Annotated in this window: 18 protein-coding genes; 3 read left to right on the forward strand and 15 right to left on the reverse strand. The window is 68.0% G+C overall.

Features of this window, described 5'->3' with window-relative positions; all coding sequences use genetic code 11:
* From ACV095_RS13980 to tdh, 3 genes are read right to left on the reverse strand one after another with little or no spacing between them, the layout of a single operon-like run.
* Nucleotides 1-1,116 (reverse strand): NAD(P)/FAD-dependent oxidoreductase, encoded by a 1,116-nt coding sequence (locus tag ACV095_RS13980; RefSeq protein WP_478222098.1) that lies wholly within the window; start codon nt 1,114-1,116, stop codon nt 1-3.
* 40 nt (nt 1,117-1,156) lie between these two features.
* On the reverse strand, nt 1,157-2,353 hold the full coding sequence (locus ACV095_RS13985) for a glycine C-acetyltransferase (protein ID WP_478222099.1): 1,197 nt from the start codon (nt 2,351-2,353) through the stop codon (nt 1,157-1,159).
* A gap of 8 nt (nt 2,354-2,361) precedes the next feature.
* Nucleotides 2,362-3,408: an L-threonine 3-dehydrogenase gene (tdh, locus tag ACV095_RS13990; RefSeq protein WP_134164499.1), complete on the reverse strand. Its 1,047-nt coding sequence runs from the start codon at nt 3,406-3,408 to the stop codon at nt 2,362-2,364.
* 130 nt (nt 3,409-3,538) lie between these two features.
* Between tdh and ACV095_RS13995 the strand changes: the two genes are divergently transcribed.
* The gene (locus ACV095_RS13995) at nt 3,539-4,450 is read left to right on the forward strand and encodes a LysR family transcriptional regulator (RefSeq protein WP_144600414.1); all 912 of its coding nucleotides are present in this window, start codon (nt 3,539-3,541) and stop codon (nt 4,448-4,450) included.
* A gap of 48 nt (nt 4,451-4,498) precedes the next feature.
* Here ACV095_RS13995 and ACV095_RS14000 read toward each other — a convergent pair whose 3' ends face one another.
* The 5 genes from ACV095_RS14000 to ACV095_RS14020 form a co-directional block, all read right to left on the reverse strand.
* Nucleotides 4,499-5,125: a DUF5666 domain-containing protein gene (locus ACV095_RS14000; RefSeq protein WP_478222100.1), complete on the reverse strand. Its 627-nt coding sequence runs from the start codon at nt 5,123-5,125 to the stop codon at nt 4,499-4,501.
* A 190-nt stretch (nt 5,126-5,315) separates the two neighbouring features.
* Entirely contained in the window at nt 5,316-6,824 is a 1,509-nt protein-coding gene (gene gatB, locus ACV095_RS14005; RefSeq protein ID WP_018771894.1) for an Asp-tRNA(Asn)/Glu-tRNA(Gln) amidotransferase subunit GatB, read from the reverse strand.
* The gene (gene gatA, locus ACV095_RS14010) at nt 6,824-8,398 is read right to left on the reverse strand and encodes an Asp-tRNA(Asn)/Glu-tRNA(Gln) amidotransferase subunit GatA (protein ID WP_018771893.1); all 1,575 of its coding nucleotides are present in this window, start codon (nt 8,396-8,398) and stop codon (nt 6,824-6,826) included. The genes gatB and gatA overlap by 1 nt, the downstream gene beginning before the upstream one ends.
* 2 nt (nt 8,399-8,400) lie before the next feature.
* Complete coding sequence (gene gatC / locus ACV095_RS14015) at nt 8,401-8,697, reverse strand: Asp-tRNA(Asn)/Glu-tRNA(Gln) amidotransferase subunit GatC (RefSeq protein ID WP_018763018.1); 297 nt, start codon at nt 8,695-8,697, stop codon at nt 8,401-8,403.
* Between the two features lie 146 nt (nt 8,698-8,843).
* Nucleotides 8,844-10,340, reverse strand: coding sequence for a CitMHS family transporter (locus ACV095_RS14020; protein WP_478222101.1), 1,497 nt, complete (start codon nt 10,338-10,340; stop codon nt 8,844-8,846).
* 225 nt (nt 10,341-10,565) lie between these two features.
* Between ACV095_RS14020 and ACV095_RS14025 the strand changes: the two genes are divergently transcribed.
* Together ACV095_RS14025 and ACV095_RS14030 are read left to right on the forward strand one after the other, a co-directional pair.
* A complete protein-coding gene (locus ACV095_RS14025) occupies nt 10,566-12,389 on the forward strand; it encodes a sensor histidine kinase (protein ID WP_478222102.1) in 1,824 nt (607 codons plus the stop codon).
* A complete protein-coding gene (locus tag ACV095_RS14030) occupies nt 12,382-13,044 on the forward strand; it encodes a response regulator (protein ID WP_018771890.1) in 663 nt (220 codons plus the stop codon). Before ACV095_RS14025 ends, ACV095_RS14030 begins: the two co-directional genes overlap by 8 nt.
* Before the next feature lie 13 nt (nt 13,045-13,057).
* Here the strand turns inward: ACV095_RS14030 and ACV095_RS14035 are convergent, their stop codons facing one another.
* The 7 genes from ACV095_RS14035 to ACV095_RS14065 all read right to left on the reverse strand — a co-directional run bounded on the left by ACV095_RS14035 (nt 13,058) and on the right by ACV095_RS14065 (nt 23,220).
* Entirely contained in the window at nt 13,058-13,438 is a 381-nt protein-coding gene (locus tag ACV095_RS14035; protein ID WP_223994571.1) for a RidA family protein, read from the reverse strand.
* 46 nt (nt 13,439-13,484) lie between these two features.
* Complete coding sequence (locus tag ACV095_RS14040; RefSeq protein WP_478222103.1) at nt 13,485-13,988, reverse strand: GNAT family N-acetyltransferase; 504 nt, start codon at nt 13,986-13,988, stop codon at nt 13,485-13,487.
* A gap of 157 nt (nt 13,989-14,145) precedes the next feature.
* Nucleotides 14,146-14,955: an inositol monophosphatase family protein gene (locus ACV095_RS14045; protein WP_018771887.1), complete on the reverse strand. Its 810-nt coding sequence runs from the start codon at nt 14,953-14,955 to the stop codon at nt 14,146-14,148.
* On the reverse strand, nt 14,952-17,270 hold the full coding sequence (ligA, locus tag ACV095_RS14050; RefSeq protein WP_442781112.1) for an NAD-dependent DNA ligase LigA: 2,319 nt from the start codon (nt 17,268-17,270) through the stop codon (nt 14,952-14,954). Before ligA ends, ACV095_RS14045 begins: the two co-directional genes overlap by 4 nt.
* Before the next feature lie 56 nt (nt 17,271-17,326).
* Complete coding sequence (locus ACV095_RS14055; protein ID WP_478222104.1) at nt 17,327-17,950, reverse strand: hypothetical protein; 624 nt, start codon at nt 17,948-17,950, stop codon at nt 17,327-17,329.
* Between the two features lie 123 nt (nt 17,951-18,073).
* Nucleotides 18,074-22,519, reverse strand: a complete 4,446-nt coding sequence (locus ACV095_RS14060) for an FtsK/SpoIIIE domain-containing protein (protein ID WP_478222105.1) — start codon at nt 22,517-22,519, stop codon at nt 18,074-18,076.
* Complete coding sequence (locus tag ACV095_RS14065; protein ID WP_018771884.1) at nt 22,516-23,220, reverse strand: hypothetical protein; 705 nt, start codon at nt 23,218-23,220, stop codon at nt 22,516-22,518. Before ACV095_RS14065 ends, ACV095_RS14060 begins: the two co-directional genes overlap by 4 nt.
* Nucleotides 23,221-23,276: the final 56 nt, after the last annotated feature.

Here is a 23,276-nt window from a genome sequence, read left to right on the forward strand (position 1 = left end):
TCAGCGTCGGATGGACCAGCGGCTGGCAGCAAGGGCCCGCGCTGTCCGGGATTCCGGACCGTCGGCGGCGGCACCTCCGGACGCTCCCTGGCCGGCGAGGATCTGGTCAGCCGCCAGCTCGGCCATCGCAGCGGAGGTCTGGAAGCCGTAGCCGCCCTGCCCCACGAGCCAGTAGAAGCCGGGGGCTTCGGCATCGAAGCCCGCCACCGGAACCCCGTCGGCGGCCTCAGTGCGCAGGCCGGTCCAGGCGCGGCGGATTCCCGTGATCCCCAGGCTGGTGATGGAGTTCAGCTTTTCCACCAGGCGTTCCACGTCGCCTGGCCGGGGCCGCGCGTCCTCGGGGCCACTGGGCACGGTTTCGGACGGCGAAACCAGGACGTCGTCACCGTCAGGGCGGAAGTAGAAGGTATTGTCCGCTGCCGCCACCATCGGGGTGGCGGCAGGCAGGGGGCGTTCGACGGCGGCAATCGCCGCAGTGCGCCGGTACGGCTGCAGCCCCAGCTTCTCGACGCCGCTGATCACTGCGAGCTCATCAGCCCATGCCCCGGCTGCATTGACCAGGACGCCGGCTTCAAAGCCCTCGGCCCCGGCACCTACCTGCCATCCGGAACCCAGCCGTTGCGCCGAATGCACCCGTGCGCCGGTGATGATATCGGCTCCGGCCTCGAGTGCCTGTTTGCGGTGCGTGTCCAGGAGCAGGGGCGCGTTGCAGCCAAACGAGCCAGTATCCAGTCCGGCGGCGGCGAAGGTTCCCGGGAGCAGGGCCGGGCACAGCTCAAGCGCGCGGTCAACGGCGATGGGCTGCATGTGCCCGCTGGATTCCGCGGCAACATCGGCCTCGGAGCCGATCAGCATGAAGCTGCGCGGCGTCAGGACCGGTTCCGGCAGTTCCGCGTCCCGCGCCGCGATCAGTTCCAGCGTCCGGAGCGTGAGTTCCTGCACCACGGGAGGGCCGTAGCTCGGGATCAGCTGCCGGGCGGAGCGGGAGGACGTGTGGTACGCCAGCTCCTGCTCCGCCTCCACCAGTGCCACGCTGCAGCGACCGGCCAGCGCGGAGGCCAGGGACAGGCCGGCAATGCCGCCGCCCACGATCAGGACATCGTAATGTGCTGCCATCCGTCCATCCTTGCAGAGTTCGTGGCCGGTGGAACTTTCGTCAGGCTGCTGCCTCGGCACGGCTGGCGACGAAGGCACGAACGCACGCTTCGACGTCGTCCGCTGAATGGGCGGCGGACAGCTGCACCCGGATCCTCGCGGCACCGCGCGGAACCACGGGGAAGCTGAAGGCGGTGACGAAGACGCCGTGCTGCAGCATCCGGTCGGCAACCTTGGCGGCCATCACGGCATCGCCGAACATCACCGGCACGATGGCGTGTTCGCCGGGCAGCAGGTCGAAGCCCTCCCCGGTCATGCGGCGGCGGAACAGTTCGGCGTTTTCGAAGAGCCGGCGGCGCAGGTCGGCCGAGTTTTCCACCAGGTCCAGAGCCTTGAGGGTGGCGGCCACAATGGCGGGAGCCACCGAGTTGGAGAACAGGTAGGGGCGCGCCTTCTGCCGCAGCATGGCAATGATCTCCCTGCGGCCGGACACGTAGCCGCCTGACGCCCCGCCCAGGGCCTTGCCGAAGGTGCCGGTGTAGATGTCCACGCGGGAGGACACGCCGGCGTGTTCGGGGGTGCCCGCGCCGGTGGCGCCCATGAAGCCCACGGCGTGGGAGTCGTCCACCATCACCAGGGCGCCGTACTTTTCGGCGAGGTCGCAGATGGCCTCGAGCGGAGCCAGGTAGCCGTCCATTGAAAACACGCCGTCGGTGACGATGATCTTCCGGCGGGCGTCCTGCGCCTCCTGCAGGCGGGCCTCGAGCTCGGCCATGTCCTGGTTGGCGTAGCGGTAGCGGCGCGCCTTGCACAGCCGGATGCCGTCGATGATGGAAGCGTGGTTAAGAGCGTCCGAAATGACCGCATCCTCGGACCCGAAGAGGGATTCGAAGACGCCGCCATTGGCGTCGAAGCAGCTTGAGAACAGGATGGTGTCCTCGGTACCCAGGAAAGCGGAAACCCTGGCCTCGAGTTTGAGGTGCAGGTCCTGGGTTCCGCAGATGAAACGGACGCTGGCCATGCCGAAGCCGCGCTCGTCCATGGCGGCCTTGGCGGCATTGATGATGTCCGGGTGGTCGGCCAGGCCCAGGTAGTTGTTGGCGCAGAAGTTCAGCACGTCGGCACCCGGCGCGCCGATCTGTCCGGCGGTGATGTGGCTGGACTGCGGCGAGCTGATGCTGCGTTCGGTCTTGTAGAGCCCGGCGGTGCGGATTTCCTCCAGCTCGCCGCGAAGCTGGTCCTTGATGGAGGTGTACATGGGTTTCCTTACAGTCGGGTCCAGTCGAGGACTACTTTGCCGCCCACGCCGCTGCGGGCAATGTCGAAGCCCTTCTCCCAGTCCGTGGCGGGAAGCGTGTCCGTGACCACGGCGGAGATGCCCGCATGGAGCACGGGGTTGGATGAGAGCATGGCGCTCATGGCGTACCAGGTTTCGTACATCTCCCGGCCATAGATGCCCTTCAGGGTCAGCATGTGGGTGACCACCTTGCCCCAGTCGATGATGATTTCCTGGCTGGGCAGCCCCAGCATGGCGATCCGGCCGCCGTGGTTCATGTTGTCGATCATCTCAGGCAGGGCGGAGGGGTGGCCGGACATTTCCATTCCGACGTCGAAGCCTTCGCGCATGCCGAGCTCGCGCTGGGCGTCGCGGACCCGCGTGGTGGAGACGTCGATGGCGAGGTCGGCCCCGAGCTGCCGGGCCAGGTCCAGCCGGGGCCGGGAGACGTCGGTGATGGCGATCTTGCGGGCTCCGGCGTGGCGGGCGACGGCGACTGCCATCAGGCCAATGGGGCCGGCCCCGGTGATGAGGACGTCCTCCCCCACCAGCGGGAAGCTCAGTGCGGTGTGCACGGCGTTGCCGAAGGGGTCGAAGATGGCGCCAAGTTCGGGCGTGACGGAGGGGTCGTGGTGGACCCACGCGTTGGTCTCGGGGATCACCACGTACTCGGCGAAAGCCCCGTCGCGCTGGACCCCCACGCTGACCGTGTGGATGCACATCTGGCGGCGTCCTGCGCGGCAGTTCCGGCAAATGCCGCACACCACGTGGCCTTCCCCGGAGACCCTGTCGCCAACCTTGACTTCGCGGACGTCTTCGCCCACCTCCACCACTTCGCCGTAGAACTCGTGGCCGGCGATGAGGGGCGCTTCGATGATCCCCTGGGCCCAGGAGTCCCAGGACTGGATGTGCAGGTCCGTGCCGCAGATCCCGGTGGTCATGACCCGGATCTTCACGTCCGCCGGACCGGCCTCCGGCTCGGGCCTGTCGACGAGTTCGAATCCGGCCTGCGGGCCGGGCTTGTACAGGGCCTTCATTGGCGTCCTTACTTCTTGGCATTCAGATCTGGAGGTCTTGTCCTCCTCATTGAAGCCTCGGCAAAGCGTTAGCACAACAGGAATTTTCTCAATCAACGATTTAGGAATTGCTAATGATTAGACTGGCGGGGTGGAGATACATCAGCTGGAGATCCTGCGTGAACTGGGCGCCCTGGGGAGCGTGAAGGCCGTAGCAGACACCCTCATGGTGACCCCGTCTGCGGTCTCGCAGCAACTGGCCCACCTGCAGCGCACAGTCGAGGTGCCGCTGACACGCAAGGAGGGCCGGAACCTGGTGCTTACGGAAGCCGGCCAAGTGCTCGCCGACGCAGGCGCCGCCGTCGTCAGCGCCATGGCCGACGCCCGCGGAGCCCTGGGCACCTACCACCACTCGCCGGCTGGCCGGGTGACGCTCAGCGGCTTCCACAGTGCCGGGCAGGCGCTGTTCGCGCCGCTGGCACGCATGCTGGACCGGCCGGAACACCCCCGGATCGAACTGTCCGATGAGGATGTTGCCCAGCAGGACTTCCCTGCCCTCACCGCCCGGTACGACCTGGTCCTGGCGCACCGCATGGACCACAGTCCCCGCTGGCCCGCGGAACGCGTGGCCGTGATCCCGCTGGCGCACGAGCCCCTGGACGTGGCACTGCCCGCCGGCCACCCGTTGGCCCAAAAAAGTACGGTCACGGCGGACGACGTCGGCGCCGAGGCCTGGGTGACCAGCCACCCCGGCTACTCCCCCGCCGATGTCCTGTCTGCCGTCGCTGCCGTGTCCAGCCGGGAGCCAAACATCGTCCACCGCATCAACGACTACTTCACGGTGGCGGCGCTCGTGGCCGCGGGCGGCGTGGTGGGGCTGCTGCCCAGGTATACGGCAGGGCCGGTCCTGAATCCGGGCATTGTGCTGCGGCCCCTGGAAGGCATCAGCACGCGCCGCAGGATAGACCTGCTGGCCAGGCCGGAAAACCTGAAACGGCGGGCGGTGGTGATGGTCTGCGAGGCGCTGGAGGACATCATGGCCGGGCTGGTGCGGCAGGGCTGACCTGGGCTCAACCCGCGCTGGAGGGGCAGTTCAAGGGGCAACCGGACGCTATGCCCCTTCGTCGTCCTGGTGGTTCCCCTTGCCCATCTTGTGTCCAAGGCCGTGGCCGCGTCCCAATCCAAGGCCAGGCCCGTCACCGGCACCCTTCACGATCCGTTTGGCTGCTGCCTTGTCCCCGTCCTTGGTGCCGGAGATGCGTACTGTGTCCCCGGCGGCGATGTCTGCGGTGGTTCCGTCCGTCGGCTTAAGCCGCTTGCCGTCGTCGCCTGTTGGAAACATGGTGATCCTGGTATCGGCGTTGACGGTGTAGGTCTGGGAGTAGCCGTCCTCGCTCTTGACGGTGATGGCCGAGTCGCTGACCGATTCCACCGTCCCACGCTGTTCCAGGACGGTCTGGAAGGTGCCGTCGGCGTTCTTGACCACGCCCTCGCCGTGGAGTGCCTGCGGACGCTGGGCCTTCTTCTCCTGCTTGTCCTGTTGGTCCTTCCTGTCCTGCTGGCCGGGCGCAGAGTCTTTGCCGGGCGCGGTGTCTTTGCCTGGTGCCGTTTGCGAGGGCGACGGCGTCGGCGTGCCCGTGGCGGACCACGCCAGGGCCGTCCCTGTACCCGTCAACGCCAGTGCCACTGCCCCGGCAAGCAATGCCTTGCGCGCCCTCATCGGTTCCCTTGCCACCATGGTTGTTCCTCCCGCACGCCGCCGGGGCACCAGCGCCCCGTGGGCTCAAGTGTAAGTCCGCCGCGGACGCGCAGCCACGGGTACTTTCAGCCGGCGGCACCTGAGTACTTAAAGCCCAACTGGGCCGCAGTTAATGTCGTTATCAGCGCTCAAAACGACATCTGCTGCGACCCAGTTGGGTATGGGAGTGCTAGACGGTGACGCCCAGCTTCTCCAGGATCAGTTCCCGGACTCGGGCGGCGTCGGCCTGTCCGCGGGTGGCCTTCATGACCCCGCCCACGATGGCGCCGATGGCCTGGACCTTACCGCCGCGGATCTTGTCCGCGACGTCGGGCTGGGCAGCGAGTGCGGCATCGATGGCTTCCAGGAGGGGGCCGTCGTCGGAAACCACGGCGAGTCCGCGCTTCTCGACGATTTCTTCGGGGGTGCCTTCGCCGGCGAGCACGCCGTCCAGCACTTCCGTTGCCATCTTGTTGTTGATCTTGCCGGCCTCCACCATGCGGTTGAGCTCCACGATGGTTGCGGGCTGGACGCCCAGCTGGCCGGGGTCGACGTCGGCGGCCTTGGCGCGGCCCACGATCTCGCCCATCCACCACTTGCGGGCCACGGACGCGGACGCGCCGGCCGCGATGGTTTCCTCGATCTCGTCCAGGACGCCGGCGTTCACCACGTCGCGGAATTCCAGGTCAGAATAGCCCCAGTCGGCCTTGAGCCGCTTGCGGCGCTCGGCCGGCGGTTCTGGCAGCGTGGCGCGCAGTTCCTCCACCCATTCACGGGACGCCACCACGGGGACCAGGTCCGGTTCCGGGAAGTAGCGGTAGTCGTCCGCGTCCGACTTGGGCCGGCCCGACGTGGTGGTGCGGGTGTCCTCGTGCCAGTGCCGGGTCTCCTGGACCACGGGATTGCCGGAGTCCAGGACGGCGGCGTGGCGCTGGATCTCGTAGCGGACGGCGTGCTCGACAGCGCGCAGCGAGTTCACGTTCTTGGTTTCGGACCGGATACCGAACCGTTCCCGGCCGTGCGGGCGGAGCGAGACGTTGGCGTCGCACCGCACGTTGCCGCGTTCCATGCGGGCATCGGAGACGCCAAGGTTCTTGACGATCTCGCGGATGGCGGCCACGTAGGCCTTGGCCAGTTCCGGGGCGCGGGAGCCGGCGCCCTCGATGGGCTTGGTGACGATTTCCACCAGCGGGACGCCGGCGCGGTTGTAGTCCACCAGCGAAAAGTCGGCGCCGTGGATGCGGCCGGTGGCACCGCCCATATGGGTCAGCTTTCCGGCGTCCTCCTCCATGTGAGCGCGCTCGATCTCCACGCGGAACACGGTGCCGTCCTCCAGTTCCACGTCCAGGTAGCCGTCGTACGCGATGGGCTCGTCGTACTGGGAGGTCTGGAAGTTCTTGGGGGTGTCCGGGTAGAAGTAGTTCTTCCGGGCAAAGCGGCAGGATTCGGCGATCTTGCAGTTCAGCGCCAGGCCGATCTTGATGGAGGACTCCACCGCCGTCTTGTTGACCACGGGCAGCACGCCGGGCATGCCCAGGTCCACCTCGTTGACGTTGGTGTTGGGCTCGTCGCCGAAAACGTTGGGTGCGGAGGAGAACATCTTGGTCTTGGTGTTGAGCTCCACGTGGACCTCAAAGCCCAGGACGGGGTCGTACTTCTCCATGGCCTCTTCGAAGCTCAGGATTGCCTCGGTGTTCATTATTTTGCCTCCTGGGCTTCGAGGGTACCGGCTGCGGCAAGGTCGGGAGCCTGGGCCAGCAGCGGGCCGCCCCACTTGGCTTCGAGCAGCGATTCCAGGACCGCGCCAACCCGGTAGAGGCGGGCGTCCTCGCGGGCCGGGGCCAGCAGCTGGATGCCGACGGGAAGTCCGTCCTCGTCGGCCAGGCCGCCGGGCAGTGACAGGCCGGGAACACCTGCCAGGTTGGCGGGGATGGTGGCGACGTCGTTCAGGTACATGGCCAGCGGATCGTCCAGCTTTTCCCCGAGCGGGAAGGCCGTGGTGGGGGCGGTGGGTGAAATCAGGACGTCGGCCTGTTCAAAGGCGGCGTCAAAGTCCCGCTGCACCAGGGTGCGGACCTTCTGGGCCGAGCCGTAGTAGGCGTCGTAGTAGCCGGCGGACAGGGCGTAGGTGCCCAGGATGATGCGGCGCTTGACCTCGTCGCCGAACCCGGCGGCGCGGGTGGCACCCATGACGCGTTCAATGGTCATGGGCCCGTCCTCGGGGAGGACGCGCAGGCCGTACCGGACGCCGTCGAACTTGGCCAGGTTGGAAGAGGCCTCGGACGGCATGATCAGGTAGTAGGCGCCCAGGGCGTACTGGAAGTTGGGGCAGGAGACCTCCACGATCTCCGCGCCGGCTTCCTTGAGTAGCTCCAAGGCGTCGTTGAAGCGGTTTTCGACGCCGGCCTGGTAGCCCTCGCCGTGAAGTTCCTTGATGATGCCGATCCGCAGGCCATCGACGTTGCCGGTCTTCGCGGCAGCCACGAGGTCTGCCAAGGGGTCCGGCAGCGACGTGGAGTCGCGGGGATCGTGGCCGCCGATGACCTGGTGCAGCAGGGCGGAGTCCAGCACGGTGCGGGTGACCGGGCCGATCTGGTCCAGCGAGGAGGCCATGGCGATGGCACCGTAGCGGGAGACGCTGCCGTAGGTGGGCTTCACCCCAACGGTTCCCGTGACGGCACCGGGCTGGCGGATGGAGCCACCGGTGTCCGTTCCCAGGGCGAGAGGCGCTTCGAAGGCGGCAACCGCCGCAGCCGAGCCACCGCCGGAGCCGCCGGGGATCCGGTCCAGGTCCCAGGGGTTGCGGGTGGGGCCGTAGGCCGAGTGCTCGGTGGAGGAGCCCATGGCGAATTCGTCCAGGTTGGTCTTGCCAAGGATGGGCATCTTCGCGGCGCGCAGGCGCTCCACCACGGTGGCGTCGTACGGGCTGTGCCAGCCTTCGAGGATTTTGGACCCTGCAGTGGTGGGCTGGCCGATGGTGACGATGAGGTCCTTGACGGCGATGGGGACGCCGGCCAGGACGTGCAGGGCCTGGGCCTCAGCACCGCCGGCGGCGCGGATGGCGTCCACCTCGGCGGCGACGGCGAGCGCTTCCTCGGCGTTGACGTGCAGGAAGGCGTTGACCTTGCCGTCGACGGCGGCGATGCGGTCCAGGTAGGCCTGGGTAACTTCGACGGCGGTGACCTCGCCGGCGTGGAGCTTTTCGGCCAGCTGCGCGGCGGACAGCCGGATCAGGGTGTCGGCGCTGGTGCCGGCGGTGTTGTGTTCAGTCATGGTTATGCCTCATCCAGGATGGCCGGGACCTTGAAACGGTTGTCATCGGAATCCGGGGCGCCGGAGAGTGCCTGTTCCGCCGTGAAGGTGTGTCCAACAACGTCGTCGCGGAACACGTTGGTGAGCGGAATGGGGTGGGACGTGGCCGGGACGTCATCCCCGGCGGCCTCACTGACGGACTTGACCGAATCGACGATGACGGCGAGCTCGCCGGCCATCCTGTCCAGCTCTTCGGCACTCATCTCGATGTGAGCGAGCCGCGCGAGATGCGCGACGTCGTCACGGTTGATCGCAGCCATGGATCTCCCCTGCAAAGTTCGGATTGTTTTCCGATCCAGTCTAGTGCGGAAACGCAGATGCCCGTCTGACGGCCCCCAGCGGGCGTCAGACGGGCACCTTACCTACCCGGTCCTGCCTCGGGGACAGGAGCGCGGGCAGCTAAAGACTAACCGATACCAATGGCTCCAGTCAGCAGCCCGACGCCGAGCATTACCAGGGAGATGACGGCAGTGCGCCACAGGACCTTCTTGTGGTGGTCACCGAGGTCCACCTTGGCCAGCGAAACCAGCAGCAGGATGGCAGGGACCAGCGGGCTCTGCAGGTGGAACGGCTGGCCGGTGATGGAGGCACGGGCCATGTCAGCGGCGCCAACGCCGTAGTGGGCGGCGGTCTCGCTCAGCACCGGCAGGACGCCGAAGTAGAAGGCGTCGTTGCTCATGAAGAACGTCATGGGGATGCTCAGGATGCCGGTGATGACCGCCATGAACGGGCCCATGGAGGACGGGATGATCTGGACGAGCCATGCGGACATCGCTTCCACCATGCCGGTGCCCTTGAGGACGCCGGTGAGGACGGCTGCGGCCATGACCATGCTGACGACGGCAACGATGGAGGGGGCGTGGGCGATCAACTGGGCGCCCTGGTCCTTGACCTTGGGGAAGTTGACCAGCAGGGCGACCGCGGCGCCCACCATGAAGACGAACGGCAGCGGGATGATGTTGGCTACGAGCACCACCATGACGGCGACGGTCAGGGCCAGGTTGAACCAGAACAGCTTGGGGCGAAGGGTGGAGCGGTTCGGGTCAAGGGCGGTGTCGGTGAGTCCGGCGCCGCTGTCCTCAATGAGGGTGTCGGCGCGGTCCAGTACGGCCACGGACGATCCTGCCGGGGAGCCGTCGACGGCGGGGGCTGCTCCGCCGGGGTTGCCCTGGCGTCCGCGGCCGGTTCCGGCACCCGTGCCGCCGGTTCCGCCGGCGGAGGCACCGCCGTCGGACATTCCGTCAAACCCTGCCGCCGTCTCCGGGACGCCCCAGATTTCCGGAGCGGTGGCACGGAGGCGGTTGCGCTCCTGCAGGCCCAGCAGCCAGGCGAAGGCGAACACGACCACCAGGCCGGCCACCAGGGACGGGATCATGGGGACGAAGACGTCATTGACGTCGATCTTCAGGGCGGTGGCGGCGCGGGCGGTGGGGCCGCCCCACGGCAGGATGTTCATGGTGCCGTTGGCCAGGCCGGCCACGCAGGTGAGGACCACGGGGCTCATCTTGAGGCGCAGGTAGACCGGCAGCATGGCGGCCGTGGTGAGGATGAACGTGGTGGACCCGTCGCCATCCAGCGACACGGCGGCCGCCAGGATGGCGGTGCCCAGGACAACCTTGGCGGGGTCGTTGCCCAGCTTGCGGAGGATGAACTTCACCAGCGGGTCAAAGAGCCCGACGTCGATCATCAGGCCGAAGTAGATGATGGCGAACATCAGCAGCGCCGCGGTGGAGGTCATGGACTTCATGGAGTCCATCACCATGTCGCCGATGCCGAGGCCGGCACCGGCAAAAAGGCCAAAAACAGTAGGGACAATGATCAACGCCAGCACTGGCGTCAACTTCTTCGTCATGATCAGCACCATGAATACCGCGATCATGGCGAATCCAAGTATTACCAGCACAGCCGGCTCCTTCTTGTGAACAGCACCACAGCGTTGTGATGCGTGCTACAGACTGTAGGGTGGCGTCCGTCACGGCAGTGCCTTTGGCTCAATTGATTGGCATACTGCTTATTGGGAGCATTTTGCTCATTGTGCTCACGGGCCTGATGCGCTGAAACCACCGGCTCGGCCGCACCCGCATCCTACGCAAATACACCCCTGCCAATACACCGTCAAGGAGGATGAATGCAGCGTTCCGCACCCCGGCCGCCGCTGCGGTTTTCCACCCAGACGCTGCTGCTGCAGCTGGCGGTGGTACTGCTGGTGGTGCTGCTCAGCGCCACCGTGCATGCCTGGCTGACGTACGACCGGGTTGGCAGCGACGCCGAAAACCAGGCCCTGACGCTGGCGCGCACCGTTGCATCGGATCCGCAGGTCAGGGCCGACGTGCTGGCCATCAGTGAACAGCCCGGCACTCCCCCGCCCGGCGAGCTTCTGGCCGGGCCGCTCCAGTCAGCAGCCGAGGCAGCACGGACCCGGACCGGAGCGCTGTTCGTGGTGATCACCGACGAAACCGGGATCAGGCTGGCCCATCCCGATCCCCAGCGGCTGGGTGAGAAAGTCAGCACGGACCCGTCCGAGGCGCTGTCCGGCCAGGAAATCACCACCCGGAACACCGGAACCCTGGGCCCCTCCGCGGGCGCCAAGGTTCCCGTGTATGCGCCCGGCAGCACCACGGTGGTGGGTGAGGTGAGCGTGGGCTACTCCATGGAGACGGTGGCCCAGAGCGTGGCCCGCGACATCGGGCCGGTGGCGCTGACGGCCGCGGGTGCCCTGCTGGCCGGGATCCTGGGGTCCTTCCTGCTGCGCCGCCGCCTGCAGCGGCTCACCCTTGGCCTGGAGCCGGAAGAGATCAGCACGCTGGTCCACGACCAGGTGGCGGTGCTGCAGGGCGTGGACGACGGCGTCATCGGCGTCAGTGCCGACGGCCGGGTGAGCGTCTTCAACGCCGCGGCGCAGCGCCTGCTGGAGTTGCCGGATCTGTCCGGCACCCGCTGGGAGGATGCCCCGGTTCCGGAGCAGCTGAAGTCCCTTACGCGGACCGCGGCCGGCGCTGTGGCAGTTCCAGGCGCTGTGGCAGTTCCAGGCACTGTGGCAGTTCCAGGCGCTGTGGCAGTTCCAGGCGCCGTGACTGCTGCAAACTCCGCCGGTCCGGCCGTGGATGCGCTGGAACTGGTGGCCGGTGGCCGGGTCCTGGTGGCGAACGCCCGCAAGGCGCTGCACCGCCGGGAGGACCTGGGCTGGGTGATCATGCTGCGGGACCGCACCGAGCTGCAGCAGCTGACCCGCCAGTTGGACGCCGTGGGAACCATGTCCACCGCACTGCGTGCCCAGCGGCACGAGTTCGCCAACCAGCTGCACACCCTGGCCGGCTTCCTGGGCATCGGGCAGCACCAGGAGGCACGGGACTACCTTGCCCGGTTGGCCGCTACCGGTCCGCTGAAGTTCCCGGTGGACCAGGCGGAACTGTTACAGGACCCGTATCTCCAGGCCTTCGTCGGCGCCAAGGGCGTGGAGGCGGACGAGCGCGGCGTTGCGCTCCGCATCGGCCCGGAGACCCTGGTCAGGGGGCAGGTCACCGAAGCCCAGGACGTGACCACGGTGCTGGGCAACCTGATCGACAACGCCGTCAACGCCGCCGTTGCCGGGTCATCAACGGAGCGCTGGGTTGAGCTTGAGGTCCTGGATGAGCCGGCCGACGACGGCGGAACGCTGCATATCGTGGTGGCGGACTCGGGTGACGGGCTGGCAGAAGGCACAGACGCGGAGGGCGTGTTTGCCGAGGGTTTCACCACGGCCTCCGGCCCTGTCCGGGCAGGTGGCGGACAGGGCTTCGGACTGGCTCTCGCGCGCCAGCTGGCACGGCGCCGCGGCGGCGACGTGAAAGTGCTGGAGCGCGGAACCAAGGGCGGGCCGGGCGCCGTGTTCATGGCGACCCTTCCGCAGACGACGGCGGGAAAGCCCGCCGCCGCAACCCCGGGGGCAGCCGGAAAGGATGAGAATGGCTGACGATTTTCGGGTCCTGATCGTGGACGACGACTTCCATGTGGCCAAGCTCCACGCAACGTATGTCGACTCGGTGGCAGGGTTCCTGGCGCTGGCGCCCGTGGGCACTGCCTCCCTGGCACTGCAGGCCATCCACAGCCTGCGGCCGGACCTGGTGCTGCTGGACGTGTACCTGCCGGATGCATCGGGCCTGGACCTGCTGCAGCAACTGGATGTGGACACCATCATCCTCAGCGCCGCCTCCGATGCCTCGTCCCTCCGGGTGGCGTTCCGCCGGGGAGCGCTGGGATACCTGCTCAAACCCTTCACTGCGGAGTCGCTGTCCCAGCAGCTGCGCTCCTATGCCCGGTACCGGCGCCTCCTGGGCCAGCCGGGGGCACTGGACCAGGAGGCGGTGGAACGTGCAAAACGTTCCCTGATTCCGGGTGATGTCACGCCGTCGTCGAAACCCCGCTCCGCCACCGAAGCGGCAGTGCTGGAGTCCCTGGCCCCCGGTGAGCAGTACTCGGCCGCGGAAGTGGCCTCCCGGGTGGGCGTCTCCCGGGCCACCGCCCAGCGGTACCTGTCCTCCCTGGCCGACGACGGCGCGGTGGACATCCAGCTCCGCTACGGCACCACCGGCAGGCCGGAACACCGGTACGGCCTGCCGGCGCGGTAGTCCAGGGAGAGCGTCAGGCAGCTTTCTGGGCGACGAGTTCGATCTCGACAAGCATCTTCGGATCCAGGAACGGCAGCACGTGGACCAGGGAGAGGGTGGGGCGGATGTCACCGAACACCTCGCCGTGCGCCCGGCCGGCCTCTTCCCATTTGCTGATGTCCGTCAGGTACAGCTTGGACTGCACCACGTCCTCGTAGCCGAAGCCGGCGTCGGCCAGGACCTTGCCGAGTTTCTGCAGGATGTACTGGGTCTGGGTGTAGAAGTCGTCCCCCACGATCCCGTCGTCACCGCTTGCCGCGGTTGCGGAAATGTAGAGGGTGTTGTCCACCTGGACGGCACGGGAGTAGCCGAGGGTCTGTTCCCAGACGGATCCGCTGCCGAAGGTTTTGCGCATGGGTGGCCTTTCAAAGCTGGAATGGGTCGCCACCACTGTAGGGCTGCTACAGGTCGCGCCGGTAAACCAGCAGTTTTGTGTCGGTTCCGGGAACGAACCAGTCCCGTTCAGCCACCCGGTGGAAGCCGGTCCTGCGGTACAGGCCGTGCGCGCTTTCCCAGTCTTTCCCCGTGGTCAGGGCCACCGCGCGGATGCCCGGAAGGGTACGGGCATAATCGATGATTGCCCCCACCATGGCCCGGCCGGCGCCGCTGCGCTGGACGGCAGGGTCCACCACCAGCATGCGGAATTCCAGCTCGTCCGGCAGGGCAATGTCCGCGTAGGGTTCCCCGGCGAGCGCCAGCGTGACGGAGCCGATGACGGTTCCCTCCCGTTCGGCTACCCAGATGGTGGCCTGTTGGGCCCGTTCAGCAACGTCCATGATCTTGACCATATACGGATGGGCGGGGTCGTCGAAGTAGCCTGCGGAGAGATAGGAGTCGCCGGTGATCCGGGCGATGGCCGGGAAGTCGGCTTCGACGGCGGGACGGATGGTTGGCTGCTGCTGCACCCGTCAATGGTAGTGGCGGCCCGGCCCCGGTTCCGGCGGAAACGCGCTTTCCGTGATCGAACTATCAGAACCGGTGAGCAGCACCAGTGCAGTACCAGTGGGCAGTGCCGGTGTTGCAGAGCCAGTGTTGCAGAGCCGGCCCGGCTTCCCGCGCCGCCTAGAGCGGAAACTTGCCGCTCAGCTCCAGGCTGGCCGCGCACGTCCAGGCGTCGAGCCGCTCCTCATCGGTGGGACCGCCGTCGAGCGGGCTGGTCAGGCGTGGCCTGCGCACCCAGCAGCCGGCTTCCTCTGCGATCAGCGCCCCGGCCGAGAAATCGTGCTCGTTCAGGCCCCTCTCGCCGTAGGCGTCATGCGTTCCGTCCGCCACCATGCACAGGTCCAGGGCCGCGGAACCAAGCCGGCGGACATCGGCAAACCCATCCATCAGGGTGGCGAAGGCGGCAGCCTGCTGGGAGCGGATGCCGGGTTCGTAACTGAATCCGGTGGCCAGGATCTGCCCGGTCCGGCCCGGGACCGGGCCCTCAAGCCTGGTGGTGGTTCCGCGCTCCTCCAGCCAGGCACCCCGGCCGCGGGCGGCGTAGTAGATCCGGCCCAGCGCCGGGGCGTTGACCACGCCGGCCAGCCAGGCGCCGTCGGAGTCGGCAACAGCCACGGAGGTGGCGTAGTAGACGATGTTGCGGATGAAGTTGGTGGTGCCGTCCAGCGGGTCGATGGACCAGCGGTAGCCGGTGGGATCGGCGGGGCGGGTGGTGCCCTGTTCCTCGCCGGTGATGCTGTCCCCCGGGCGGGCCGCGGCAATGACGTCCCGCACCGCGTTTTCGGCGGCGACGTCGAAGGCCGTCACCCAGTCCCCGGCCGCCCCCTTGTTGCTGGCGTCCAGCGCGGTGCCGTCCCGGCCGGAAAGGACCCTGGCACCGGCAGCGGCTGCCTGTTTGGCGACCTCCAGCAGTTCCGATGCGGACGTCATGCGTTCTCCTCCACTGCGGCCGGTACGGCCGCTTCCCCGTTGGCGTCCCCGTCCGCTCCCGGCGCTGCCGCATCCCCCAGGGCTGTCGCATCCCCCAGGGCTGCCGGGCCGCCGTCGAGCAATTGCCGGAACCCGTCCTCGTCCAGCACTGGAATCCCCAGCTGCTCTGCTTTGTCCAGCTTGCTGCCGGCACTTTCGCCGGCCACCACGTAACTGGTGTTTTTCGAAACGGAACCGGCCGCCTTTCCGCCGCGGAGCAGGATGGCCTCCTTGGCCTCGTCGCGGCTGAAGTTGGGCAGCGAGCCGGTGACCACCACCGTCAGCCCTTCGAGCGTGCGCGGCATGGATTCGTCCCGTTCGTCCTCCATGCGCACCCCGGCGGCGGCCCAGCGGTCGATGATTTCAAGATGCCAGTCCTCCGCGAACCATTCCTTCAGCGCGGCGGCGATGGTGGGACCCACGCCGTCCACATGGGCCAGCTCCTGCTCCGACGCTGCCCGGATGCGGTCCATGGAGCCGAACGCCTGGGCCAGGGCCCGGGACGCCCGCGGGCCCACGTGTCGGATGGACAGGGCAACCAGCACCCGCCACAGGGGCTGGGTCTTGGCCTTTTCGAGTTCCTTGAACAGCTTCTGCGTGGTGGCGGTGGGCCTGGACGGCGACTTGGCCGTGCCCTTGCTGAAGAAGTACGGCACCAGCTCGTACTCGCCGGTGGGAACGCCCTTGGTTTTCTTCTCCCTCCGGATCCGGACGCCGGCCAGGTCCTCGGGGGTGAGGTCGAACAGTCCGGCTTCGGAGGCCAGGGGCGGAACATCGGGTTCGGCCGGCTGGGTCAGCGCAATGGCCGCTTCCCAGCCCAGGGCCTCGATGTCGAAGGCGCCACGGCCCGCTACGTGGAACACCCGCTCACGAAGCTGCGACGGGCAGGACCTGGCGTTGGGGCAGCGGACATCCACGTCCCCCTCCTTGGCCGGGGCCAGCGGAGTACCGCAGGATGGACATTCGGTGGGCATCACGAAATCCCGCACGGGCGGGTCCTGCTGGTCCCGGAGGGCCAGCACCGGGCCCACGATTTCGGGGATGACGTCGCCCGCCTTCCGCAGGACCACGATGTCGCCGATCTTGACGCCTTTGGCCTTGACCACGTCCTGGTTGTGCAGGGTGGCCATTTCCACCGTGGAGCCGGCCACCTTGACCGGCTCCATGACCCCGTAGGGGGTGACGCGGCCGGTTCGGCCCACGTTGACCTGGATGTCCAGCAGCTTGGTGTGGACTTCCTCCGGCGGGTACTTGTAGGCCACGGCCCAGCGCGGAACGCGGGTGGTGTTGCCCAGGGCCCGCTGGGTGGCAAAGTCGTCCACCTTGATCACGATGCCGTCGATTTCGTGGAGCAGCTTGTGGCGCTGGTCCCCGTAGCGCTTGATGAAGCCAAGGACGTCTTCCCTGGTCTCCAGCACCTCGAAGTACGGGCTGACCGGCAGGCCCCACTCCTTGAGCAGCCCGTATGTTTCCGACTGGCTGCCGGCCGCGAGCCCCTCGCGGGCGCCGATGCCGTGGACGAACATCTTCAGCGGCCGCTTGGCCGTCTCCGCGGGGTCCTTCTGCCGCAGGGAGCCGGCGGCCGCGTTGCGGGGATTGGCCAGCGGTGCCTTGCCGGCTTCGATCAGGGCCTCGTTGAACTCCGCGAACGCCTTGGAGGGGATGAAGACCTCCCCGCGCACCTCCATTTCGGCGGGGAAACCGCTGCCGCGCAGTTCCTGCGGGATTTCCTTGATGGTGAGCAGGTTGTGGGTGATGTCCTCGCCCGTGGTTCCATCGCCGCGGGTGGCAGCCCGCACCAGTCTGCCGTCGCGGTACAGGAGGTTGACAGCAAGGCCATCGATCTTGAGTTCGGTAAGCCAGGCTGCCTTGGTGCCGCCGTCCCCGATTTTTTCGATGCTGGCCTCGGCCCGGTTGAGCCAGGCCTCAAGCTCGTCCAGCGAGAAGACGTCTTCCAGGCTGTACATCCGCTGCAGGTGCTCCACGGGCGCGAAGGCGGCGGATACTTCGCCGCCCACTTCCTGCGTTGGCGAGTCGTTGGCCACCAGTTCCGGGTGCAGCGCCTCGATCTCCTCGAGGCGGCGGAAGAGGGTGTCGAACTCGGCGTCCGAAACCAGGGGTGCGTCCTCCTGGTAGTACGCGAACCGGTACTTCCGCACCAGGTCCGCGAGGTTTTCGTATTCCTCGCGGATGGCTTCGGTGGGAACGGCTTCGGGCTCGTGTGGTTCCGCGGTTCGGGTGGCGGTCTGTTCTGCGGGTCCTGGTCCTGTGCTCACAGACCTATCTTGCCTTACACCTGCGACAGCCAGCGGGCAGGGCGGCGTGAACGCTGTCAGTGCGAGCGCAGCCGGTTCCGGTTTCGGTTCCACCAGGCGAAGGCGCGAGCGGAAACGCCCACCAGCAGCGCTCCAAGGGCGATGGGCAGGAGCGCAGGTCCGCCGGGGCCCTCGTCACGGGCAGGGGCAGCAGCGGCAGCCATCCGGGCAGGCCCGGCAGTCCGGTTGACCGGGCTGTTCCAGTCCACCCCGCTGGAGGGGCCGGTCGGCGGCCGGTAGCCGGCAGCGGGTGACGTGGTTCCGGTGGCGGACCCATCCGGGAGTTCCGCTGCCGTGGCGGGAGGCCCGGCCGGTTCGGGAGTGCCTGCCTGCGGCTGCGCGGCTGGCTCCGTTGGCTGCGGCTGGAGTGGCTGGGCGGGAGGCTCGGCGGGTGGCGCCGGTTGGGCCGGCGGCTGGGCAGCCTCCTTGGATTTGCGGGGCCGGCCGGGGTCGGGGTTGTCGGCAAGGATGGGCACGCAGACAAGACCGCAGTCTGGTGGGGCCTGGGTGCCTGCCGTCGGAGAGGGGTCCGCGGTTGCAGCCAGCGCGGGACCGGAGGGGAACAAGCCGAGGGCCAGGGCAAGGACAGCTGCTGATGCCGTCGTCGAAACAGTGCGGAGGATCGGGGCGGACGGGGTCATTGCTACCTTTCGATGCGCGCAGTCCCCCCACCGCGGCTTTCTGGTGTCCCCGGTAGTCTTCTACAACGTCCTGCGGGGCCGCAAATCCCGACGGATCGCGGCCCCCGCATTCATCGGCGCTGTTCAGTCCCGGTTTTCGGGCGGGAGCGCCACCTGGATTTTCCGTGCCTTGCCCCGCCCCACCACGTACCCGCGGCCCGGAATGAAGTCCGGGCTGACCCGGCCCAGGGACGTGTTGAGCAGGCTGTCGCCCTCAATATCCCCCGGGCTCAGCAGCAGGCCGCGGCGGCCCGATTTGAAGGGCTGGGCAAGCTGCCAGGCGGAGGACCAGGTGGAGGATTCGGACTCGCCGATGACCCATTGGTCTGCTTTGAGGGACGCCGTCACCAGCTGCGCCATTCCTGACTCGGCGATGGTGTCGGTGAACTCGGTGAGGCCCTCGATGAAGAAGGCCACGGTGCCAGGGTTTCCGGTGGAGTGCTCCACCAGGTCCTCCACCACTTCGGCGACGTCGTCCGGGCCCACCACGGCGCGGTTCCAGATGGGAAGGGACGCGACGGCGGACCGGCGGGACCCGAGGTAGACCAGTTCCGTGGCGGGATTGGACCGGCGCAGCGCGTAGGCCAGGGTGACCAGCGCCACGGTGCGCCCCGAGCCCGGCGGCCCGGCCAGGAGCAACGGTCCGCGCGCCATGAGTTCGGCCGGTTGCAGGGACTCGTCGTCCACTCCAATAACGGGCAGGTCGGGGCTGCCTGCCGGCAGGACATCCAGGTCCACCTGCTCGGGGAGCCGCTCAATGCCCGGGGCGGTTTCCAGGCCCTGACGCTGCATGGCTTCGCTGAGCTTATGGACCTCGCGGGCCTGCAGGGCCAGGTTCGAATTGCCGCCCAGGACGGCCAGCTGGACTTCAAGCCCGTCCAGCAGCCCACGGCCCGGGGGCGACGTGGCCGTGAGGACATCCCTGGGAACATCCATGGAAATGTAGTCGTCCTCAGAGGACAGGCGCAGGACCAGGCGGCGCTGGATGGAGGCGAGCAGGGACGCGGGGACGGCGTTGGGCCGGTCCCCGGTCACCACCAGGTGGATGCCCAGGGTCCGGCCGTCCGTGGCCAGCTGCAGGAAGATGTCCCAGAGCCCGGAAAGCTTGCTGTGCTCGTACGCCTCGCGGAAGGCTGACATGCCGTCCACCAGCACGAAGATCCGCTTCTCGTCCGGCCGGTTGGCCAGCCTCCGGTACTCCACGATGGTGGAGGCGCGCACCTCGGCGAACTGCGCGGAACGCAGCTCGGCGATGTCCCGGAGGAGGCGCAGCAACCGCCCGACGCGTTCGACGTCGTCGCCATTGATGATCTCCCCCACGTGCGGAAGCTCCTCAAGCATCCGCAGCCCGGAAGAGCCGCAGTCGATGCCGTAGACGTGGACGGGGCCGCCGCGCGGGGTGACGGCCGCGGCAATCGCGATGCCGCGCAGGGCGGCGGACTTGCCGGAACCACCGGTGCCGTAGATGGCCATGTTGCCGTCGCGGTCAGGCTCGTAGAAGACGGTGGGCTGGTCCTGGTGGACGGGGTCGTCCGCGACGCCCAGCAGCAGCTGTTCGTCGGTGCGGGGGTTGGGCAACTTGGAGAAGTCGTAGGTCTTGGCCAGCTCGTCCAGCCATGGTTTCCGCGGCGGCCGGATGGCCAGGGTGTCCGCCGCGTGCACGATGGTGGAGGTCATCCTGGCGATGTCATTGGGACCGGCCGGTTCCGGGGCCGCAGGCTTTTCGGGTGCCGGCGCTTCCCAGCTGGGACCGGAGCCGAAGGCCATCTCCACGATGTCGATCTGGGGGCGCTGCGGTTTATCCGTGGTCCAGCCGCCGGCGTAGCCGGTCTGGAATCCCTGGATCCGTCCGGGCCCGGTCTTGGCGGCACCGCGGCCCGGGATGGCGGGGTCGAAGTAGGCAGCATCCGGCACCCCCAGGATGTCGGTGGCGTCGTCCTCGTCGGCCATGCGCAGCGCCACCCGCAGGTTGGTGTTGGCGCGCAGGTTGTCCTTGATGACGCCCGCCGGCCGCTGGGTGGCCAGGATGAGGTGCAGGCCCAGGGAACGGCCGCGGGCGGCGACGTCCACCACCCCGTCCACGAATTCGGGCACGTCGTTGGCCAGCGCGGCGAACTCGTCCACGATGATCACCAGGTACGGCGGGGCCTCCGGATCCGCCTCCCGCTGCAGGGCCAGCAGGTCCTTGGCCTTCTTCCGGTTCAACAGCTGCTCGCGGTAGTGCAGCTCCGCGCGCAGGGATGTGAGGGCCCGCCGCACCAGGTGCGGGGAAAGGTCCGTGACCAGGCCCACCGTGTGTGGAAGGTTGATGCAGTCGGCAAACGCCGCTCCGCCCTTGTAGTCCACGAAAAGGAAGCTGACCCGGTCCGGGCTGTAGGCCGCAGCCATGCCCATGACCCACGACTGCAGGAACTCGGACTTGCCGGCACCGGTGGTGCCGCCCACCAGGGCGTGCGGTCCTTCGTTCTTCAGGTCCAGGTACAGCGGCTCGATACCCTTGGATCCCACCAGCGCCCTGAGGGTTCCGTTGTCCTTGCGGTTGGCCACGGCGGTGGCGTGCAGGGAGTTGTTTTCCGTCCAGCGCTCCACCACGGCCTGCGGATTGTCCAGGAAGTCCTTGCCGATCAGGGCCGCATAGGACACCGCGCGGGGCAGGTCGGAATCGTCATTGACCGGCTTGCCCACGTCAACCACGGGCGCCAGCATCCGGGCCAGCTGTGCTGCGAGCTCCGCGTCCACGCTCTCGCAGCTGACCGGGTAGGTGTGGCGGCCCAGCCGGACCTGGCCGGTGGTGGTGCCATGGTCGCCGTCCACCACCATGAAGTCACGGCAGGCAGCCGGGAGTGACTGGATGTCAGTGGCCACCCACAGGATGTGCACGCCGGAGTCGGGACCGCGTTCGGCCAGCCGGGTCAGGCGGCCGCGGTCCACGGGGGCGTCGTCCTCCACGATGACCAGCACGGAGGGAAGGACCGGCTCTTCGGGCTCATGCTTCACGGGGTCGATGCCGGGGCGCAGGTCCGGGCCTGACCGTTTGGCCGCCGCCTCCCGGGCGTCGACCAGGTCCTCGAGGCGGGCCAGCAGTGAGGAGCCGCCGGCCGACCCCGCGGCAAGGTGGTCCCCGCCCAGCGGGCTGTGGCCCGAGACTACGTGCGGCAGCCACTGCAGCCAGTTCCAGCGCTCCCGCGACTGGGCGGACGTGATGGCGGTGAGGACCACCTCGGCCGGGGAATGCAGTCCCACCAGCTGCAGCACCATGCCACGGGCCACGTCGTCCACCAGGCCGCGGGCGCCGGCGATCCCCAGCGCGCCGGAGGTGCGCAGCTGGGACACCACGGGGACGCCTTCGATCCCGCTGAACTGCTTGATGCAGTCCTGGATTTCGCGGCTGTACTGGACCTCGGTGTCGTTGCTGGAGGGCTCTTCCAACGGGATGCGGGACGGGGCGGTCCCCAGCCCGAACCGCAGGCCGAGGAACGACGGGTGTTCCGGCCGGTGCGTCCACAGCAGCGGCCCCAGCTTGTAAATCGCGTCCACCGTGTCGCTTACGGACGGCGCTTCCTGCAGCCGGACCGCCCGTTCCACCTGCTGCAGCTCCGTAAGGTCCTGCCGGAATGCGGCCATGGCGGCGCGGAACTGCTTGAGCTGCTCCTTCTGCTGCTTCCGGGTCCGCATTGTCTGGTCCACGTGGTGGCCCACGATGAACAGGGGCATCATCAGCATGAACACCATGGAGAGCACGTTCTGCGTGACCGCGAAAATGACCGCGCCCATCATCAGCGGTGCCACCAGCATGATGTAGGGGAAGGGATGGTCCTCGGGGCGCTTGGGCCCGGCAGGAAGAACCCGCTTGGGGACGTCGAAGCGGGGCACCACCCGCGGGGAGCGGTTGAAGTCCACCAGGGGCGACGTCGGCGCTGCCGCATGGTTGTGGCCCAGCGGCACCACGGTGACGGTGGTGTCACCCAGGGTCACCGTGTCGGAGGAGTTCAGCGTGGCCCTAGTGACGGGCAGCCCGTCCATCAGGAGGCCGTTGGCGGAGTTGGTGTCAACGATCTCGATGCCTTCGCCTACCGTGATCCGGGCGTGCCGTTTGGAGGTCAGCGGATCCGTCAGGCGGATGTCCACGTCCCGGTCCCGGCCAATGTAGCTGGTGCCGGTGGGCAGCGAGAATTCGCGCCCGGCGTCGGGCCCTGACAACACGCGCAGGGTTGCGGCGGCCGGTCCCCGGTTGGCCCCGGGTTCGTGGAACTGCCCACTGACCTGGGCCAGCGATACCACCGAGCCGGGGCGCAGGCCTGATTCGAGGAGGTTGTCCTCCCGGGCCAGGATGTTCCCGCTGATGCCGGCACCCACGAACGCTTCATCGATCCGCAGCGAAAGGTTGTCCGGCGCCGGGGTGCCTTTGCGGGCGGGGTCCGCCGTCCACAGCACGGTGGCGATGTCGGCCACGGTGGCCATGCCGTCCACCGTGACGGCCAGGTCCTTGGCGTCGGCGGGTTCGCGGCGGAGTGTCAGCCGGATCCTCATCCTTCGTCCACGCCCCTCATCTTCTCCAGCAGGTACAGGTCATCGGGTGTCACCAGGTGGGTGGTGACGGCGTGTTCAACCAGGCGTGCCCGGCGGTTGGTTGCCAGCTTGCCGCCGCCGCCGCGCAGTCCCGCCACGCCCACCCGGTCCAGCTTGTCGCAGACGTTGTCCAGCTTGCGGTTGAAGCGCGTCAGTGCCCATCCCAGGGTCTTGGCGGCCGCCGCGGAGGACGGGATGGTGCTGAAACCGGTGCCCTCACGCCGGAGCACAGGCTCGGCGAGCGCCACGATCAGCGCCTTCTGCGCGTCCGTGAAGACCACGGGGCCGATGGTGGTGTCCCCGTTGCCGGCTTCTTCGCGGGCTTCCTGCCGGAAGGACGGCGTCTTCACGTGCACGGCGAACTCGTAGGTGGTGGGCCCCGCCGTGAAGATGACATTGGTGTGGCTGAACACCAGCGGAATCCGCGCTCCGGGTGACAGCCAGGCCTGCATGCCGCCGGAGGCGTCAGCCACGGTGGCGGAGAGCATGCTGCCCACGTTGCTCAGCCACCAGATGCCGTCGTAGCGGGCGACCTGCAGGAACTGCCGGTGCAGGTACGGGTTGTCGTCCACCTCAAGGTCGCCTTCACGGCCGATGTTGAAGATGTCCTCATCCGATGGCTCGTACCATTCGCCACAGAAATCTATTGCTAGATCCCCCATGATCTGTGCCTCCTCAAGGCAGAACTGTTGCGGTAGTCGGAGTGGTGGTGTTGCCG

It is taken from the genome of Arthrobacter sp. JDC6, from assembly GCF_056484025.1.